The 18,473-nt window shown below is 55.5% G+C and carries 13 protein-coding genes; 8 read left to right on the top strand and 5 right to left on the bottom strand.

The window, feature by feature from the left end; genetic code table 11:
* Window positions 1-24: 24 nt before the first annotated feature.
* A complete protein-coding gene (locus tag M2305_RS06930) occupies window positions 25-624 on the bottom strand; it encodes an IMPACT family protein (protein WP_264648950.1) in 600 nt (199 codons plus the stop codon).
* A 71-nt stretch (window positions 625-695) separates the two neighbouring features.
* On the opposite strand from M2305_RS06930, the gene M2305_RS06925 reads away from it, so the two are divergent.
* From M2305_RS06925 to M2305_RS06905, 5 genes are all read left to right on the top strand, one after another.
* Window positions 696-3,284, top strand: coding sequence for an MMPL family transporter (locus M2305_RS06925; protein WP_211508108.1), 2,589 nt, complete (start codon window positions 696-698; stop codon window positions 3,282-3,284).
* A 76-nt stretch (window positions 3,285-3,360) separates the two neighbouring features.
* Window positions 3,361-3,924, top strand: coding sequence for a VOC family protein (locus tag M2305_RS06920; protein ID WP_264648949.1), 564 nt, complete (start codon window positions 3,361-3,363; stop codon window positions 3,922-3,924).
* A gap of 3 nt (window positions 3,925-3,927) precedes the next feature.
* Window positions 3,928-4,446: a cupin domain-containing protein gene (locus M2305_RS06915; protein ID WP_264648948.1), complete on the top strand. Its 519-nt coding sequence runs from the start codon at window positions 3,928-3,930 to the stop codon at window positions 4,444-4,446.
* Window positions 4,447-4,752: 306 nt separating this feature from the next.
* The gene (locus M2305_RS06910) at window positions 4,753-8,013 is read left to right on the top strand and encodes a TonB-dependent receptor domain-containing protein (RefSeq protein WP_264648947.1); all 3,261 of its coding nucleotides are present in this window, start codon (window positions 4,753-4,755) and stop codon (window positions 8,011-8,013) included.
* A 145-nt stretch (window positions 8,014-8,158) separates the two neighbouring features.
* On the top strand, window positions 8,159-9,388 hold the full coding sequence (locus M2305_RS06905; protein WP_264648946.1) for an alkaline phosphatase family protein: 1,230 nt from the start codon (window positions 8,159-8,161) through the stop codon (window positions 9,386-9,388).
* 57 nt (window positions 9,389-9,445) lie between these two features.
* On the opposite strand, the gene M2305_RS06900 is transcribed toward M2305_RS06905, so the two are convergent.
* From M2305_RS06900 to M2305_RS06890, 3 genes are read right to left on the bottom strand one after another with little or no spacing between them, the layout of a single operon-like run.
* Window positions 9,446-10,681 carry an NAD(P)/FAD-dependent oxidoreductase gene (locus tag M2305_RS06900; RefSeq protein WP_264648945.1) on the bottom strand — a complete coding sequence of 412 codons (1,236 nt, stop codon included), beginning with the start codon at window positions 10,679-10,681 and terminating at the stop codon, window positions 9,446-9,448.
* A 38-nt stretch (window positions 10,682-10,719) separates the two neighbouring features.
* A complete protein-coding gene (locus M2305_RS06895) occupies window positions 10,720-11,673 on the bottom strand; it encodes a nucleoside hydrolase (protein ID WP_215766570.1) in 954 nt (317 codons plus the stop codon).
* Entirely contained in the window at window positions 11,670-11,921 is a 252-nt protein-coding gene (locus M2305_RS06890) for a DUF3297 family protein (RefSeq protein ID WP_046900479.1), read from the bottom strand. The genes M2305_RS06895 and M2305_RS06890 overlap by 4 nt, the downstream gene beginning before the upstream one ends.
* 132 nt (window positions 11,922-12,053) lie before the next feature.
* Here M2305_RS06890 and M2305_RS06885 point away from each other — a divergent pair, with 132 nt between their 5' ends.
* From M2305_RS06885 to M2305_RS06875, 3 genes are all read left to right on the top strand, one after another.
* Entirely contained in the window at window positions 12,054-13,241 is a 1,188-nt protein-coding gene (locus M2305_RS06885) for a lipase family protein (protein WP_264648944.1), read from the top strand.
* Window positions 13,238-14,041, top strand: a complete 804-nt coding sequence (locus M2305_RS06880; RefSeq protein WP_264648943.1) for an SDR family NAD(P)-dependent oxidoreductase — start codon at window positions 13,238-13,240, stop codon at window positions 14,039-14,041. The genes M2305_RS06885 and M2305_RS06880 overlap by 4 nt, the downstream gene beginning before the upstream one ends.
* Window positions 14,042-14,121: 80 nt before the next feature.
* Entirely contained in the window at window positions 14,122-17,427 is a 3,306-nt protein-coding gene (locus M2305_RS06875; RefSeq protein WP_264648942.1) for an efflux RND transporter permease subunit, read from the top strand.
* Window positions 17,428-17,488: 61 nt separating this feature from the next.
* On the opposite strand, the gene flgA is transcribed toward M2305_RS06875, so the two are convergent.
* Window positions 17,489-18,445: a flagellar basal body P-ring formation chaperone FlgA gene (flgA, locus tag M2305_RS06870; RefSeq protein WP_264648941.1), complete on the bottom strand. Its 957-nt coding sequence runs from the start codon at window positions 18,443-18,445 to the stop codon at window positions 17,489-17,491.
* Window positions 18,446-18,473: the final 28 nt, after the last annotated feature.

Below are 18,473 nucleotides of genomic sequence, written 5' to 3'. Positions count from 1 at the left end.
TTTATAACTTTTTTATTTAGTGGTTCATAGATCCGGGCGAGAGATGGCCATCTGGCCACGTGTCAGGTCTCGCAGGTATTCCGTGATCATGTCTGCCTCTTCAACAGGTACAGCGACCGTCAACCACGCACCTTCTCCATCAAAGTCACACAGTGTCTTTTCTGCCCGCCACCCCGGCAGTTTGGCTTCAACCTGCGCATAAACCGAGAATGGGCAATGAAACCGCAGGGGCAGGGTTTCGATCCGCTCGATTTTGGCCGCCTCTCGCAGACAGGCCGCAGCCGCACCGCCATATGCCCGAACAAGCCCACCGGCCCCCAATTTTACACCACCGAACCACCGGGTGACGACAACCATCACATTGTCGAAATCCTGCCCCTCAATCGCAGAAAGGATCGGGCGCCCTGCTGTTCCGGAGGGTTCTCCATCATCGCTGGCACGGTATCTTTGACCCGTCCGGAAGGCCCAGCAATTATGAGTCGCGTCCGGGACAGCAACCTCAGCAAAGAACGCCAGTGCTGCGGCTTCATCTGCAACAGGGGCCGCGCGCGCAAGGAAAGTGCTGCCCTTGATCACACTTTCATGTTCAGCCAAGCCATCGAGAGTCCACGTCATGGCTTCCATTGTGCCCCATGATGGCGGAAATGTCAGGTTGGGGTAGGGAAATGCTGCCCGTTCTGTTAAGGGTAGGCCCCATGTTTTCGGATCTGATCGGCCGGCTGAATGCCGCCTGTGCACGTCGTGCGCCACTGGTGGTGGTTCTGTTTGCGCTCCTCTGTGCGGGATGTGTCGCACTGAGTATCACGCGCCTCAGTGTGACAACTGATACCGGCAAGATGTTTGCCAGCGACTTGCCGTGGAAACAGCGGACGGACGAGATGAACCGTCTCTTCCCGCAGGATGACAATCAGCTCGTTGCTATCATCGACAGCCGCATTCCGGAACAGGGTCGGGCCACGGCACGGGCGCTTGCTGCGGAGCTCAGCAAAGACCACGAGCACTTTGAACTGGTTAGCCTCCCCGGCGACAACCCTTTCTACAACAGCCACGGCTTCCTGTTTCTGGACAAGAAGGACCTCGAGCCCCTTCTGGATTCCATTGTTTCTGCTCAGCCCTTCCTTGGAACCCTGGCAGCGGATCCTTCTGCCCGAGGTCTATTCGGCGCTCTTGGCCTGATCGGAGACGGCATTCAAGCAGGACAAGGCATTCCCAGTGGCTTCAACGGTGCTCTGGACGGCTTTGCGGACTCTTTGACCAAAGCCGCAGCTGGTCACCCTCAGGATTTGTCCTGGCAAAATCTTCTCGTTGGTCGTCTGGCAGAACTGGGTAGCCGTTACGAATTCGTCGTCACGAAGCCCAAGCTGGATTACAGCTCTCTTCAGCCTGGCGAAGGCGCCACGACGGCGATGCGCAAGGCAATCGATAACCTTGAGTTCGTAAAATCCGGTCAGGCCACGGGCAGCATCACCGGTGAGGTCAAGCTAAACGACGAAGAGTTCTCGACCGTTGCGCACGGCATGGTGCTTGGTCTGGTCGTTTCGCTGGTTCTGGTCGCACTCTGGCTGATTCTGGCCGTACATTCGATCCGCGTCATTGTCCCCATTCTGCTGACACTGATTTCAGGCCTTCTGCTGACGACCGGCTTTGCTGCGCTTAGCGTGAAGGAACTCAATCTCATCTCGGTAGCGTTCGCGATCCTGTTCGTGGGCATTGCGGTGGATTTTGCCATTCAGTACAGCGTCCGCTTCCGGGGACAGCGCAACGAAGATGGCTCCATGCCGTCTCTGCATGACGCCCTTGTTCTTACCGGACAGGAAAGCGGGGCCCAGATTCTGGTCGCGTCGCTTGCAACGGCTGCGGGCTTTCTGGCCTTCACCCCGACAAGCTTCATCGGTGTTGCTCAGTTAGGCCTGATTGCTGGCTTCGGGATGCTGATTGCCTTCCTGTGCACCATGACACTGCTCCCGGCCCTGCTGACGCTCTTCCGGGCGAAGCTTGGGAAAGGGGAGCCGGGCTTTACGTTCATGGCGCCAGTCGATCACATGCTGCGTCACAAGCGCAGAAAGGTCGTGGGCGTGTTCGCACTTCTCGGGGTCGTGGGCGTTGCCCTGATGCCGCTGCTGAAGTTCGATGCAGATCCTCTTCATACGAAGAACCCCAATACAGAGGGCATGCACGCCCTTCATCTTCTGGAAGATAACCCCCTCACCACCCCATATTTTGCTCAGCTTCTGGTCCCGAATGTTCAGGATGCGGCAAAGAACGCAGCTGCTTTCTCCCAGCTATCGAGCGTCCATGATGTGCTGTGGCTGGGAGCGCTTGTCCCGGACGATCAGACCGACAAACTGGCTATGATCGAGGACACGGCTTCCATCCTTCTCCCGACGATTACCGTTCAAAACCCTTCCCCTGCCCCAGACGCAGCGGCCATTCGTGCATCCGCACTCGCAGCAGCAGCCAAACTGGACAGCGTGAAAGATCAGCTTCCTGCACCACTTGAGAAAATCCGCCAGGCCCTCAACACACTCTCGACAGCCCCTGACGCAACACTGGTCAATGCCAGCCATGCCCTGACACGCTTTTTGCCGGATCAGCTCTCCATGCTCCGCACGGCGCTTCAGCCGAAGCCCATCACGATCGACAATATCCCAGATGACATCCGGAAGGATTATGCACTTCCTGATGGTCGCCAGCGCCTGACGATCCATCCCAAGGGACAGATTTCCGAGACGCCCGTCATGCACCGGTTTGTGTCCCAGTTGCGTTCGGTCAATCCGGATATCAGTGGGCCAGCCATGGAGATCACCGAAAGCGCGAACACCATCGTTCATGCCTTCACGATTGCTGCCATTTCGGCTCTGATCATGATCGGCATCATTCTTCTGGTGGTGCTGCGCCGCATTCTGGATGCAGCTCTTGTTATGGCGCCGCTCCTGCTCTCGGCTCTCCTGACTGTCATCCTGATTGTCACGGTTCCGGAGACACTGAACTACGCCAACATCATTGCTCTTCCCCTGCTTCTCGGGGTTGGCGTGTCTTTCAATATCTATTTCGTGATGAACTGGCGCGAAGGCATCAAGGGTCCGCTGACGTCTCCGACCGCACGCGCGGTTCTATTTTCTGCCCTGACGACAGCAACGGCCTTTGGATCGCTGGCAACATCTGCTCATCCGGGCACTGCGAGTATGGGCCGTCTGCTTCTGATGTCGTTGGGCTGCACACTGATCTGCACACTCTTCTTCGTACCGGCGCTTCTCCCGAAACGTCCGATTGACGACGCCTGAACTGACATAGTTCGTCACTAATGTGAACGGCTGACCGCAACCGTTCTTTAACTCACAGGTTGAGACCTTCATAACCATGAAGGATCTCTCCGTGAGTGCAGACCATTCAGGACTTCCGCGAGGTATAGACCATGTCGGTGTGACCGTACCCGACATCAACCTTGCCATCCGCTTTCTCGAAGCCGCACTAGGCGCTGTTGCGCTATACCGCAACGTTACCCACACCCAACCCCAACAGGGTCCGCAGACAGAGAAGATACTCGGGCTGCCAACCGGCAGTGTGGTCTGGGAGATATGTATGATGTCTCTGGGGCATGGGCCCGGGCTCGAACTCTTTGAAATTCATGGCCCAGACCAGAGACCGGCCGTCCGCGCCTGTGACTTCGGCGTGCAGCACTTTGCCGTCTATGTTGACGATATTCATGCGGCCTGCACCCGCTTCACCAAAGCGGGTGGCGAACTTCTGACAGAGCCACAGGGGCAGCCTTCTCTCGAAGCTGGCCCTGGTAACATGTTCTGCTACGGCCGTGCGCCGTGGGGCATGATTATCGAGCTTCTGTCCACGCCCTCACGCAGCCGCTTTGACGATATCGCCCCAAAGCCTCGCTATCAGCCCCCAGCACGACATGAGGAACAATAAGCCATGCGCCCTCTCTCTCTGCTTTTTGCTTTCGCTCTTGGCGTTACCGCATTTTATCACGCGGCTGGAGCTGCAGATCCTGCACCTCCCACAGCATATTACTGGCACAACTGGACGGACCATAATGGCGTCAGCCATATGACGCGCTGTCCGTTTCACAATTATATTCTGAAAACCATGTCCAAGCCGGCAGGCCCGCAATGGCAGGACCGCCTCACGAGCGGAGAGGCTCAGATCATCTCCACCGTGCAACCCCCACATTGGGATGGAAGCTGGCACCCTGACCCGAAAGTCCAGTGGATCATTCCCCTCAAAGGCACATGGTACGTCACCGCAATGGACGGAACACGTGTCGAGATGGGACCGGGGGATGTTTCTTTGGGTGAAGACCAAATGAGCCGCAAGGATTCACAAGGTCACATCGGGCATTTTGCAGGAAATGTCGGCGATGATGCTGTGACACTCATGGTCATTCAGACTAATGAACAGCCGACCACAGATCAGCCATGCCGGTTCAAATAAAACCTCCTGCCAACTGTACTGTCTTTTCCTATTCGCTCGGTATTGAATTTTTCTCAATTGTCACTTTTAAAAAATGAAAGGAAAATACCGTAGACAAAATCGGTTTTTTTAAAGTGTTCGATATCCGATAACAGATAAGGCCCATTTTCGTTAAATACATAATTTGAAATAAATGTGTTGTAATGGACACACCAAGAAAATCTCACTCCAAAATCGCATTGTTACCATTGCGCACAGGAGACATTTCCTTTCAGTTTTGTAATCGAAGATACATTGAGACATGAAACGAAAGGATATCTGCCAGCAATGAACACCTCTTTTCCAACGTTGGCCCGTCCGGGCTTTTCACTGAAACCCTCCCGGACTTTTTTGAAAATTGCCTTGCTGGCTGGTATTTCCTACACAGCGCTTCCTGTTCCTGAAGCCTGTGCAGAGACGACGACGAAGCATCTTTCTGCCGCTCACAAGTCTTCTGCGAAAAAAGCGGCTGCACCCCGTGCAACAGTGCAGTCCGCACGTCCTCAGACATCGGTTCAAGCCAAGCCCGTTACAGTTGCGCCTGTGTCTGCGCCCGTTCAGACAATTACGAATTCCAACCTACAGCCAGGCACATCACCTGCCGCGGAAGTCGTTACCGTTACAGGAACGCGTCTTTCCCAAACGCGCCTGACGAACGTTATGGCTGGCTCAACCGTCGATGCTGCGCAGCTTCGTGCCCGTGGCTACACGGACATGGGCATCGCCCTGATGCGTGAGAACACCGCCTTCACGGTGGGTGACAACTCTCCTATCGGTTCACAGGGCAGCTTCGGTGCTGGCCAGTCGTTCGTTTCTCTTCTGGGCCTTGGCTCACAGCGGACCCTCACCCTCGTTGACGGCATGCGCATGGTGGGTGGGTCAACCGCTTCCAACTATGGTGCAGGCTCAGGCTCGCAGGTTGATGTCAGTGCAATTCCGACATCCCTGATCAAGAAGGTTGATACCCGTCTCGGTGGCGCAGGCGCGGCTTATGGTGCTGATGCTGTTGCGGGTGTCGTGAACTATCAGCTCGATGATCATTTCAAGGGTGTTGATTTCAACGCACAGGGTAACTGGACGCAGAAGCTCGATGCGCCGCAGGAAAAGATTACGTTCAAGGCTGGCACAGACTTTGACCACGGCAAGGGCGGCGTCGTTTTCGACGTGGAATATCGCAATGCTGGCGGCATGGTCGCGAATGACCGCCCCTATACAAGAGGCAGCCTGTCCACCACATACGCTCGACCTGCTTATGGCTCGACTACGCCCTACGCTCGCGTGCTGACACCAGGCGTTCGTTTCCTGCAGAACTCGGTCACTGGTCTGCCGACCACAAGCGCCGTTTACGGTCAGCTTCCAGTCAAGGCAGGTAAAGCCGGATACGCTATTCCTAACGCTGCCGGACAGGCGCTGATGTTCAGCCCTAACGGCCAGTCTCTCGTGCCTATCACGTATAACTCTGCTGTGCAGGACGGACTTCGCGCTTCAGGCGGGAACGGCATCGCGCTGCAGGATTACAACCAGCTTTATGCGCCATCTGACAAGCTGAACCTGACCACGCTCGGCCACTATGATTTCACCGATCACCTGCATGCAACATGGCAGGGATGGTATGCTCGCGGAACAGCGTCCAGCCTGGTTGGTCAGGGTACTTGGAACACGCCTCAGTTCGATGACCCACTGAGCCTGCAAAGCTATCAGACGAACACGGTCGTCAATGGTGCGTACAAACTCAGCACGAACAATCCCTACCTGACGCCCGCCGTACGTGCACAGATTGTCAATGCTCTTCAGGCAGCAGGAAAGCCGACAGATACGTTCTATCTGTCACGCCTGAACCAGGATCTTGACGCAGGCATGTATCGGACCACCATGCAGATGTTCCGCTTCCAGGGCGGCCTGAACGGTGATTTCGACACAGTTGGCCGTCATTTCGAGTGGTCTGTGAAGGGTGTGTACGGCAAGTACATGAACGATACTTGGGAACCGTCTATTGCTACCCAGAACCTGACCAATGCGCTGAACGCCACGACGGACGCCAGCGGCAATATCGTCTGCTCTCCAGGCTATACAAATTCTACGGCAGTCACACGGAGTTCCACCTGCTCGCCGTTGAACCCGTTTGGTTATAACCAGATGACGCCAGCCGCCCGCGACTACGTCATTTCGGATGCGCACAGCAAAAACACAAACGCGCAGCGCGATCTTCAGGCAGAAATTCACAGCACGGTTGCTCACCTGCCGGCTGGTGATATCCGCTGGGATCTTGGCTACGAGCATCGTCGTGAAGGCTACAACTTCAACCCGGGCAGCTTCTTCCAGGGTGAGCAGCAGGCGGACGGAACCTACAAGCAGTACGGCAACTCAACCGCCATCCCCATTACGTCGGGCGCCTATCACACGCATGAAGTTTTTGGTGAGCTGGATATTCCGCTCGTTTCCCCGAACATGCATGTCCCGGGCGTTTACAGCCTGTCCGCAACAGCAAACGGCCGCTTTATTAACAACAGCATGACCGGCAACTACTGGACGTACATGTTTGGTGGTGCGTGGTGGCCAACGCAGGATTTCGGCCTGTCCGGGAACTATGCCCAATCCGTTCGTAATCCGTCCGTAACTGAGCTTTTTGCCCCCCAGAGCACGACATACAGCACAGCAGAAGATCCCTGCTCCATCGAGTACATCACCTCGGGGCCTGCTCCTGCAACAAGAGCGGCCAACTGCGCAAAGGAAGGAATTTCCAAGGGCGGTTTCAGCTCGAACATCAATTATTACACGGCGCAGGGCAAATCAGGCGGCAACGCAAAGCTGCAGAACGAAACGTCTCACAGCTACACAGGCACGCTGGACTTCCATCCGCACTTCGTCCGTGGCCTCGACATGACGGCCTCTTTTGTTGATGTCAAAGTCAACAATGAGATCACATCGCTGAGTGTCGGCGATCTGATGAATGCCTGCTATGATTCAGGCTCTTACCCGAACAACGCATACTGCAACTCCTTCAAGCGTGATTCGGACCACCAGGTTGAGAGCTTCACGTCCGGCTATTTCAACATTGCCAACCAGCATATGCAGATCCTGCAAGCGAACATTGATTACTATGTTCCGCTGCAGCGCCTCGGCCTGCCGCAGTCTGCTGGCAACATCGAACTTCGTGGAAACTATTCTCACTACCTGCGCAATCAGCAGACATATCTTGGCAACACATATCTCCTGAATGGTGATACGCAGTCTCCGAACAATCTGTTCACGCTGGACTTTAACTATACGCGTGGCCCGATTTTCTTCCAGTGGCAGACTATTTACTATGGCAAGTCCAAGTACGCCCTGCAGGTTTCAGACTATACGTACGAGCATAACAACCGACCGGGCTTTGCGTATTTCAACACGACGTTTGGTTATCAGATCACCAAGAACATTGATGCCAACTTCATGATCAACAACATTACCGGTGCACTCCCCAAGTACCCCGGTACAGTCGATATGACGCGCTATTACGATGCCATCATGGGACGGTCGTTCCAGCTAAACATCGGTGCTCATTTCTGATCTTTTCGATTTAGATATGACACGAGAAAGAGGGGCTTCTGGCCCCTCTTTTTTTGTGCTCAGCACCGGAGACGTCACGAAAACTTCGCACTCGCGTGGGAGAGATGCTCTGTTTTCGTTCTGAAAATTCCGCTTAACTGGAAGCATGAAAAAGCTTCTTGCCAAGGCGTTTAGCGCGAACCTTCTGACCCTTATCAGCGGTTGTGCTTCAACGCCGCTTCAGCCGACGCCATGGATCGGGAAGCCAACTGTCATTCTGATTTCTCTGGATGGTTTTCGAACAGAATATCTTTCCAGAGGGCTGACACCTCACCTATTAGAGCTGGCTCGGAATGGCGTTTCTGCTGAGGGTATGCGGCCTTCTTTCCCATCCATTACATTCCCTAACCACTACACTTTGGTGACTGGCCTCAGACCTGACCACCATGGGATTGTCGGGAATACAATGTATGATCCGGATCATCCCGGAATAAAATTCACCATGCAGAGCAAAGACTCCTATTGGTGGAATGAAGCTGAGCCAATCTGGGTCACCGCGAAACAGCATGGACTGAATGTTGGCACACTGTTCTGGCCTGGATCAGAAGCTATTATTCATAATATGCGGCCAGACGAATGGCTGCCTTTCCGTTCGCAGATGTCTGACAGCGAACGCGTGCACACACTGCTATCCTGGTACGACGCGCAACCTGCGAAGCGTCCTGAATTCAGTACACTCTATTTTAATATCGTTGACACACAGGGCCACCATTTTGGGCCTGACTCGGTTGAAGTTGAGGCTGCCCTGGAAGATGTTGACGATGGCATCGGGCAACTGATCGAGGGGCTGAAAAAACGTCATATTCCCGCTGATATTATAGTCGTCGCAGATCATGGGATGGCGTCCGTTGGGGAAAATCATATCATTCCCATGGATCAGATCGCGCCAGCCTCCTCATATCATTGGATCACGGGAGGCGCTTACGCCGGGGTAAATGCTGTGCCGGGAAAAACGGCAGTTCTGGAGAAAGCGCTCCTTCAGTCGCACTCGCATATGACATGCTGGCGCAAAGCTGAAATTCCGGAACGATTTCACTATGGAAAGAATCCCCGTGTCCCTGCCTATATCTGTCTTGCTGATGTCGGCTGGATGATTCAGGCCACTACTCCAGACAAATCTCAGAACCCGTATAAGGGCGCTCACGGCTATGATCCCGCAGCACCGCAAATGAGCGCCGTTTTCGTTGCGAATGGCCCGGACTTCAAAGCCGGTAAGGTGCTGCCGCCCTTTCACAATGTCGATGTCTACTCTTTGATGACGCATTTGCTGGATATTCCAGCGCAACCCAATGACGGCACACTCAAGACATTTCTGCCAGTGCTGAACACACCCTGAAAAATCATAAAAAAAGCCGGGGCTGACCCCGGCTTCTTCTCGTGAAACACCTCTAAATCAGGCGCTTTCTTTGACCTTGTGCTTGACCTTGACGTCATGCCCCTTGAGCATTCCATGCCAGTACAGGCGGGGGAAAACTTCGGTTTTCAGGAGCCAAGCGAAGCGGCTGGGTTTTCGCTGATCATACGGGAAACTCGGAGCAACCTTCCCGCCATACAGGAACTCTGCCAGCACGACTTTGCCGTAAGACACTGTCAGTGGGCAGGCACCATATCCATCATACGCCCCTGTTTGAGGGCGACCGTCGAGAGAGGCCAGCAGGTTCGAGACCACAACGGGAGCCTGCTCGCGCGCGGCAGCAGCTGTCTTGGCATTACTGGTACCCAGAACATCTCCAGCGCCGAAAATGGTATCGTACTTCACATGACGCAGGCTTGTAGGGTCCACATCCAGCCAGCCACCGGCATTGGCAAGTGGGCTTTTCTTCACGAAATCCGGAGCGGACTGTGGCGGAACAACGTGCAGCATGTCGAATGAACGAAGAACAGTTTCGTCCGTGCCAACAATCTGGAAGGTGGCTTCACGTTTCTCCCCATCGACCTTGATGAGGTTCTCCTTCTTATGAAGATTGACCCCATAAAAATCGATCTGCTTCTGGAGGGAAGGCACGTAGTAGGCCACACCAAACAGCGCGTCTCCCGCCATGCAGAAATCGACTTCCGTGCGATGAAGCGACCCTTCCTTGCGCCAGTGATCGCTCGCCAGATAGACAATCTTCTGCGGTGCACCAGCACACTTGATGGGCATAGGAGGCTGTGTGAAGAGCGCCTTTCCACCATCAAGATGACGAATGCATTCCCACGTGTAGGCAGCCGTTTCCCGGGAATAGTTGGACGTCACGCCATTCCGGCCCAGCGTCCCGGGTAGTCCCTCGATTTTATCCCAGTCCAACTGAAGTCCTGGGCATACAACCAGCCGACGATATTCCACCACACGGCTACTTTCGAGCGTCACCGTGTTCGCGTCAGGATCGAAAGACACCACACTGTCTCGCAGCCAGGTCACGTCTTTCGGAATCAGGCCACCTTCCTGACGGAGCGTTTCCGCCAGCGTCATCACGCCGGCTCCAACCAGCGTCCAGCCCGGCTGATAGGCATGCGTCGTAGATGGTTCGATGATGGCAATCGACAGGTTGGGTCGCTGATGTCGAAGCTGCGCTGCAATGGTGATGCCTGCAGCACCCCCACCAACGATGACGACGGAGAAGCGATCCTGCGGGTTGGAATCTGTCATTTCGATGCTCCAGAGTCACGGGCTGACAAAAGAAGACCCTAAACCAGACGGGCCAGTCTTTCGGTAAGAAGAGTGTAGAACGCGTCGGAATCAATGTGATCAATCCATAACGCATTAGGGAGGCGATCGGTTACCTTCCAAAGATCGACAACGCTCTGTCCCAGACAAAGCGGTGCTTCAATCTCGATCTCGACGTTACAGTCCCGTCCGGAGAACAGGTCTGGCCGCAGCAGCCAGCCAATCGTCAGCGGGTCATGAAGTGCACCGCCTTCCCATCCATATTTCAGCTTCTCAAAGCGGTCTTCAGCACCCAGCATCCGGACAACCATATCGCCCACAGGTGTTCCGAGCGCAGCAATCGGTGCCAGCCGGGCAGGAGTCGCAATGGCGCGGTGAGTCACATCGAGGGGGAGCAGCGTGACAGGAATACCTGCACCCATCACGATTTTCGCAGCGTGGGGATCAACGAAGAAGTTGAATTCCGCAGTTGGTGTGATGTTTCCACCTTCGCGCTGCGCGCCACCCATTGCGACAATCCGGGAAATTTTGGGCGCAATATCCGGGGCGTGCGTCAAGGCGTGCGCCAGATTGGTCAGAGGACCCAGGCAAACCAGCGTAATGGCGCCTTTCGGCTCCTTCCGCAGCACATCGATCAGATGGGTAGCGGCGTCCATCGGCTGCTCACGGAGACGAGGGGTTGGCAGGTTAGCGCCCCCCATTCCGGTTTCACCATGCACGTATTCCGCACTGATCGGCGCCTTATGAAGAGGCCGTGCGGCACCGGCAAAAACCGGTACATCCTCACGCCCTGCCAGTTCGAGCAGGGCGCAGGCGTTTTTCGTGGTCTGGGCGAGCGACACGTTGCCAGCAACGGTCATGATCGCTTCGACCTGCAGTTCTGGCGAGGCCAGCGCCAGCAGGATTGCCACGGCATCGTCCTGACCGGGATCCGTGTCGATAATAATCCGGCGGGGGCTGACCTGCGTCATCATGCGTCCTTTTCGTCGTCCTTGAACCAGGCCTCAACCGTCCCCGTGACCTTCAGGGTCATCGGACGGCCTTTGCGGTCCACGGCCTTACCAACAGACAGACGTGCCCAGCCCTCGCTGATGCAGTATTCCTCAACATTGGTCTTTTCTTCGCCCTTGAGGCGAACACCAACGCCGCGGTTCAGCACGTCTTCATTGTAGTATGGGCTGTCCGGGCTGGCGCACAGGCGGTCGGGAGGGGTATCGCTCATAATCGGTTCCTTTCTGTCTTCTGTGACATCTTCTGTAGCGCCGGATGGCCTCGCCTCCAAGTCAGGATGGCTCCCCGGAGACAACCGGCGCTGCTATAATGCGTTTTCCTCCTCAGGAGACCATGAGTTATCATGACATTCATTCGCTTCCGCCGAACGATGGGCGCTACACTTCTCAGCCTTACCTCTCTCGGTGCCGCCCTGTCCGGTTGTGCATCGCAGGATGACGGAGACTCCTATTCCGTCAGCGTCCCGGTGGCAGCGGGTCAGGCCATGCGTCTGGATCACATGATTTCTCATGTTCCAGGTCAGGCATGGCGTCTCACTTATCGCAGCGCAGATGCCCGTAATCCGAAGCAGCTTGTTCGGGTGTCAGCGGAAGTTCTGGTTCCCGCAGGCAAGCCGCCCGCTGGTGGGTGGCCTGTCTTGGCCTGGGCTCATGGAGAAAGTGGGCTGCATCTAACATGCGCGCCTTCTGTCATGGGCCTCGGGACTGTTCAGGAACGCTTTTATGGTCCCTGGCTGCGACAGGGCTTTGCGATCGTCGCCACAGACTATCCGGGTCTTGGGGAGCCCGGCGAGGCATTGCTTCTCAATGCCCGTTCAGAAGGGATGAGCGTCCTGGATTCCGTTCGAGCCGCTCACGAACGTCTTCCTTCGATTTCAACGACAGTACTTCTCAGTGGTCATTCGCAAGGTGCTCAGGCGGCTCTGGCAGCCTCTGCGATGGCGGCGTCCTACGCGCCTCAACTGCATATTCTGGGAACGATCGCTGTTGCTCCGCCCTATCTGGATGCGCAGGGCGTTCAAGATCTTTTGCACCCTCGTAATCCGCACAACTTCTCACCAGCTGTTCCGGAACTCCTGTCTCTTGGCGCGTCTCTGGCTCAGGCTGACCCTTCCTTTGACGCCAACGCTGTCTTTACAAATCGGGCTCTGGCTTTGATGCACGACGCCGGAAGCACATGCAGTTCGGATTTCTTTCCGATGGTCCACCGTTCAGGCCTGACACCCGCCACGACACTCAAGTCCGGCGCCGATGCCGTATTGGCGCCAGCACTGAAATGGGCTGAATATCCGTCCCTGTCGCTCTCAACGCCTGTCATGATTGCAACGGGCACGCAGGATCTGCACTCCTCCCCAACCGAGCAGCATCGTTTGGTAAATGCACTATGTGCTGCAGGGACTTCCGTCAGCCACACAACCTATGGGGGTGCCAGCCATAGCGGCACTCTTGCTGCGGTCACCACAGATGCTCATGGTTTCGCACGAACCCTTCTTGCTGGACAGAAGCCCGCGAACAACTGCCCTGCACAATGACGATCCTCATTACAGGGGCTGGTTCTGGAATTGGTCAGGGATTGGCACATCGCCTTTCCAGGCCATACCAGACCCTGTTGTTGGGAGATCTGCATTCGGACAGCCTGAACCTGACTCAAGCGCAATGCTCGTCCTTGGGGGCAGTCGTTCATACCCGCTGCATCGACGTGCGCGACCGAACGGAAATGGCTGAGTGGATTAGAGAAACCGGTCGCTCCAGACTGGACATGGTATTTGCATGCGCAGGCCTGACTGGTGGTCTTCCGCCCTCCCACGGACAGCCTTCGGTCATGGAACGTGAAGAACATGCGAGAGCCATTTTTGAGACCAATCTGACGGGTGCCCTCAACACCCTTTTCCCAGCTATCGAACAGATGCGTCAGCAAAAGCCGGACAGAAACGGTCACAGAGGCCGCATCTGTGTCATGTCTTCAGTCGCCAGCTTCGTCTCTTACCCGGGGACCCCATCTTATTCAGCCTCCAAGGCTGCAATTGATCGGTTTGTCGTTGCCAGTGCTCCGAGCCTGGAACGACAGGGAATTTCCCTCACAAGCGTTTGTTGCGGGTTTGTAAAAACTCCGATGGTGCGGGCCAATCGTTTTCCCATGCCAGGTCTGGTCTCCACAGAAGATGCCGTGCGCCGCATTCTGCGTGGAACGCTACGGGGACAGAGACGAATTATGTTTCCGTTCTGGCTTGGGTTGGGTGCACGTCTGACAGACCTTTTGCCGCCGCGTCTGGCTGAACGTTACTATTGCAGGCAGCCCTCTGCCCAACCGGGCGGAATGCCCGATTACTGACCAGTCTCACGGTACGAAAATGACTTTTCGTGTCCTAATAGTAATGACCAAAAGAACATAATCGGGGATAAGCTGTCGGCATGAATTTCTGCCGCTTTTTCATTGACCGCCCCGTCGCAACAATCCTGATGTCTCTTGCCATCTTCATGGCCGGCGTCATCTGCTATCCTCTTCTGCCCGTTGCGACGATGCCTGATGCCACCACAACCAACATCATGGTCGTGGCATCACAGCCGGGTGCGGACCCACAGCAGATGGCAACCTCTGTCACGACCCCGCTGGAGCGGCGCCTTGGCTCCATTGCCGATGTGAAGAGCATTGAGTCTGACACGAGTCAGGGTCAGGCGCAGATTTTCATTGAGTTCTCGTCCTCCCGGAACATCGACGGTGCCCTGCGAGACGTACAGGCAGCTCTTCGAGCTGCCCGCAGCGATCTTCCCACCGGCACGCTGGACGATGATCCGCAGGCCTTCAAACTGGATGGCAGTGGTTTCCCGGTTTACCTGCTCAGTGTCACGACAGACCAGCTGACACAGGCCGAGCTCTATGATGTGGCCAATATTCAGGTCAAACCTTATCTGGCCAAGGTCAAAGGGGTAGGTCGCGTGGAGGTCGTTGGCTCATCGAACCCGGCCGTTCGCGTGGAGCTTAATCCGGGACCTCTGTATAAATGGGGCATTGGGCTTGAGAATATCCGCTCGGCCCTCGCCTCTGCCAATGCCTTCACTCCAAAGGGTTTCATCGACAGTCATGGCACACGCATGCTGCTGTCGACCAACGATCAGGCCGTCAAAGCGAGCGAATACAGGGATCTGATTGTCGGCTACCGGAACGGACTGTATCCCGTTCGCCTTAAGGATGTCGCAAACGTCTATGATGGTGTGCAGGACGTCTATCAAACGAGCTACATCAATGGTCACCGGGCCATTACGCTCATCGTTTCCGGTCAGCCCCACGCCAACACCGTGGCGATCGTGGACGGGATCAACGCTAATCTGGACAAACTGCGAGAGGGTCTGCCGGGTAGCGTCAAATTAACTGTTGGCCTGGATACATCCCGCTCCGTTCGGGCCGCCCTTGATGATGCGAGAGACGCCCTCATCATTTCCGTCATTCTGGTGGTCTTGGTCATCCTGCTTTTCTTCCGCAGGGTCATGACCACTGTCATCCCGGCCGTCACTGTGCCGATTGCCCTGTCCGGCACGCTGGCTGCGATGGCCTACTTCAACTTTACTCTGGATGTTCTATCTCTGATGTCCCTGACGATCGCTGTCGGGTTCGTTGTTGATGATGCCATTGTGGTGCTTGAGAACATTGCGCGGCACATTGAAGATGGGATGGATCATTACGAAGCCAGCATTGTTGGCTCGTCGGAAATCGGCTTCACGGTCCTGTCCATCAGTGCCTCGCTTGTAGCTGTGTTTATTCCTCTGCTGTTTTTGCCGGGAACTGCGGGCTCGATCATGTTCGAGTTCTGCATGACGATGATTTCCGCCATCGTGATTTCAATGTGGTTGTCCCTCACCCTGACACCCATGATGTGCGCTCGCATGCTTGAGATTGATCATGGGACCGCCCCCCGTAAGGGTCTTACAGGCGCCATCGTGCGCTTTACTGAAGCGGGGCTGGATGGACTCGTGCGTCTTTACGCCCGTTCCATGCACTGGTGCCTGCGGCACACGATCCTTATGGGTCTGACCCTTCCCCTGAGCTTTATCCTGCTCGTGGGTTCAGTCATCGTCATGCCCAAGGAATTTATCCCTGAGCAGGATATTTCCCTGATTGGCAGTCGCATCCAGGGCGATGCGACCATGTCCTTTGATGAAATTGACCGCAGGCTGCGTACTGTTGGTGCAATCGTGCAGCGGGACCCGGACGTAACATCCACGACCATTTTCAGTAACGATAAAAACTCCGGTCAGCTCTATCTGCATTTGAAAGAGAAAAGCGAGCGCGCTCCGGTAGCGACAGTGCTGGCCCGTATTCGCAAGGCTGTTCCCGTTGAACCGGGAGCAGACGTGATGTTCTGGAATGTCGGCGGCAATAGCCAAGGGGGAAGCAGCCAGAAAAATACGGGTGCTTATCGATATGTTCTCCGCAGCGAAGATATTGCCAGCCTGACAGGCTATCTCCCTAAAATGCTGGGAGCGCTGCGTGCATCCGGGCAGTTGGTCAACCTTTCTTCCGCAACGGAAAGCCAGTCCATCGCCGCTTACGTCACGGTCCATCGCGATACGGAAGCACGGTATGGCATCACACCGCAGCTGATCCAGAATGTTCTGTATGATTCCTACGGCCAGACCATCGTCTCCACGATCCACCTTCCCCTGACGACACACCGGGTCGTCATGGTTCTGGGACCGCAGTATCGAACTGATCCCAACATGCTGCATCAGGTCTGGATTTCAACTTCTGCAGGCACAGCAGCGGGTGGTGTGGCATCCAACCTGATTAGAGCCAAGGCCTCCACCAGCGGGACTGAAAGCACATTTGCATCTCTTGCAACGGCATCTATTCAGAACTCACTGGCCAACCAGATTTCCGGCAACAGTTCCAGCGGTGCCGCTGTATCGTCTTCGACAGAAAAGATGATCCCGCTTGAAAACGTGGCTTCCATTCTCTGGAAACAGCAGCCGCTCGATGTCACCCATCGTTCGGGGTACTATTCGACCGCTATTTCCTTCGATCTGGCGCCCGGCGTGACCTATGCTCAGGGCGTGCAGCTTATTCAGGACACGCTGAAAAGCACCCATGCTCCAGAAGGTGTTCTGGGCGAATTCACGGGGACAGCGGGCGATACAACCAAAGTCATGATCAATGCACTGTTGGCGTTCGCAGCAGCCATTGCCGTCATGTATATTGTGCTTGGCATTCTGTATGAGAGCCTGATTCATCCCATCACCATTCTCTCCACGCTGCCCTCTGCCGGCATTGGCGCCATCATAGGGCTATGGTGCTTTGGAATGCCCTTCAGCGTTGTTGCTGTTATCGGCATCATCCTGCTGACAGGCATCGTGAAAAAGAACGCCATTCTGGTGATCGACTTTGCCATTCACGCAGAGCGCCATGATGGATTGTCGCCCAAGGATGCCATTTTCAAAGCATCCATCACGCGTTTTCGCCCAATTCTCATGACCTCTCTCGCTGCGGCCCTCGGTGCTGTGCCGCTTATCATCGGACATGGTTACGGGAGCGAGATGCGGGCCCCGCTGGGCGTCTCTGTGCTCGGAGGCATGATCGTAAGTCAGTTGCTCACGCTTTATACGACTCCGATCGTCTATCTCTGGATGGATGCGATTGGAAAATGGGTCCGGCGAATGATGCTCCGCATTGGAAAGCTCTTCCAGCACCGCGCTATGCCCAACAGTGTGCAGAACCAGAGTTAAGCCAGACGAGCGGACTACTTTTCATTTTGAAGCCTGAAATGCCACTGCGTTTCAGGCTTTTTTATAACGTCGGCAAGTTCACTGCTGGAGGACGGTTTCGACTGTCCGCTGAAAGAGGAGCAATGTCCGGGATGACCTCTACTTCGGTTCGTCCCATGACCCGCCCCGTCAGAACCATGTGGCTATTGGCATTATAAATATGAACAGTATCGCCTTTGCCACCTGCCTCCAGAACGTTTCCTGACACTGTCAGGCGAACTCCCGGCAAGGTGTAGGACAAAACCACGGGTGATCCCCGCCGCACTAATTGAGGGTGCACAAGTTGCGAGGATGCCAGAACCTGTCCCGCAGACAGACTGCCTCTTGCTTCCAGGCCAACTGCATCATCAACGGTCTGCAACGCGTCTTCAGGCACATCGGATGACCGGACCAAAGTAACACTCACATCTTCCGGCAACACAGGCTGCCCAGGATGAAGCCCATGCCGAAGCGTCACGGCCCGGACCTCCATGGTCACGGAGCCATTCACCAAAAAGGATGTTGCTTTCCCACCCGATGTGGCTGGAACCTCCATCCGGGCATTGAAAGGGCCACCCCCTCGTGGTGGGCGCTCCAGATGCAGAAAAACTGGAGCGGCCTGATCCTGCGCAGGAACTGGCACAGACCGAAAACCACTTAGGGTAATTTCAACATGAGCGTCCTGAGGCAAATCCAGCCCCTGGCGCAAAACCGGTAGAATATCATCTTCCCCAATTGAGCGTGTAGCCCGCGTCACCGTCGTGGAGACCAAAGGGGATGCATCTGGCCAGTCCACACCAAACTGTGCAGCAATTGCTGTCAATTGCGGGCCACCTACAACATAATTCGCGCCGAGTGCAGGAGCGTCTCCGATATCAGCGTCCTGCGCTGACGTCAGGCCTGAAAACAGATCGGAAAGATGAACACGGGCATGATCGATACTGATATTCGTGCGGAGCGTGGCCGCATGGACGGAACCCGTTGCTACGGCTGAAAACACCAGCAGTCCGACTTGCCACCACCCTCCT

This window comes from Gluconobacter cerinus, assembly GCF_025961355.1.
In the GTDB taxonomy this organism is placed as follows: domain Bacteria; phylum Pseudomonadota; class Alphaproteobacteria; order Acetobacterales; family Acetobacteraceae; genus Gluconobacter; species Gluconobacter cerinus.
This window is presented reverse-complemented; position numbering and strand designations above follow the sequence as displayed.

What these genes read in the sequence shown, in the direction of transcription:
- M2305_RS06900 (WP_264648945.1), bottom strand. Translation starts at nt 10,681, where the DNA reads ATGACAGATTCCAACCCGCAGGATCGCTTCTCCGTCGTCATCGTTGGT.
- M2305_RS06925 (WP_211508108.1), top strand. Translation starts at nt 696, where the DNA reads ATGTTTTCGGATCTGATCGGCCGGCTGAATGCCGCCTGTGCACGTCGT.
- M2305_RS06890 (WP_046900479.1), bottom strand. Translation starts at nt 11,921, where the DNA reads ATGAGCGATACCCCTCCCGACCGCCTGTGCGCCAGCCCGGACAGCCCA.
- M2305_RS06880 (WP_264648943.1), top strand. Translation starts at nt 13,238, where the DNA reads ATGACGATCCTCATTACAGGGGCTGGTTCTGGAATTGGTCAGGGATTG.
- M2305_RS06875 (WP_264648942.1), top strand. Translation starts at nt 14,122, where the DNA reads ATGAATTTCTGCCGCTTTTTCATTGACCGCCCCGTCGCAACAATCCTG.
- M2305_RS06930 (WP_264648950.1), bottom strand. Translation starts at nt 624, where the DNA reads ATGGAAGCCATGACGTGGACTCTCGATGGCTTGGCTGAACATGAAAGT.
- M2305_RS06905 (WP_264648946.1), top strand. Translation starts at nt 8,159, where the DNA reads ATGAAAAAGCTTCTTGCCAAGGCGTTTAGCGCGAACCTTCTGACCCTT.
- M2305_RS06920 (WP_264648949.1), top strand. Translation starts at nt 3,361, where the DNA reads ATGAAGGATCTCTCCGTGAGTGCAGACCATTCAGGACTTCCGCGAGGT.
- M2305_RS06895 (WP_215766570.1), bottom strand. Translation starts at nt 11,673, where the DNA reads ATGATGACGCAGGTCAGCCCCCGCCGGATTATTATCGACACGGATCCC.
- M2305_RS06915 (WP_264648948.1), top strand. Translation starts at nt 3,928, where the DNA reads ATGCGCCCTCTCTCTCTGCTTTTTGCTTTCGCTCTTGGCGTTACCGCA.
- M2305_RS06910 (WP_264648947.1), top strand. Translation starts at nt 4,753, where the DNA reads ATGAACACCTCTTTTCCAACGTTGGCCCGTCCGGGCTTTTCACTGAAA.
- M2305_RS06885 (WP_264648944.1), top strand. Translation starts at nt 12,054, where the DNA reads ATGACATTCATTCGCTTCCGCCGAACGATGGGCGCTACACTTCTCAGC.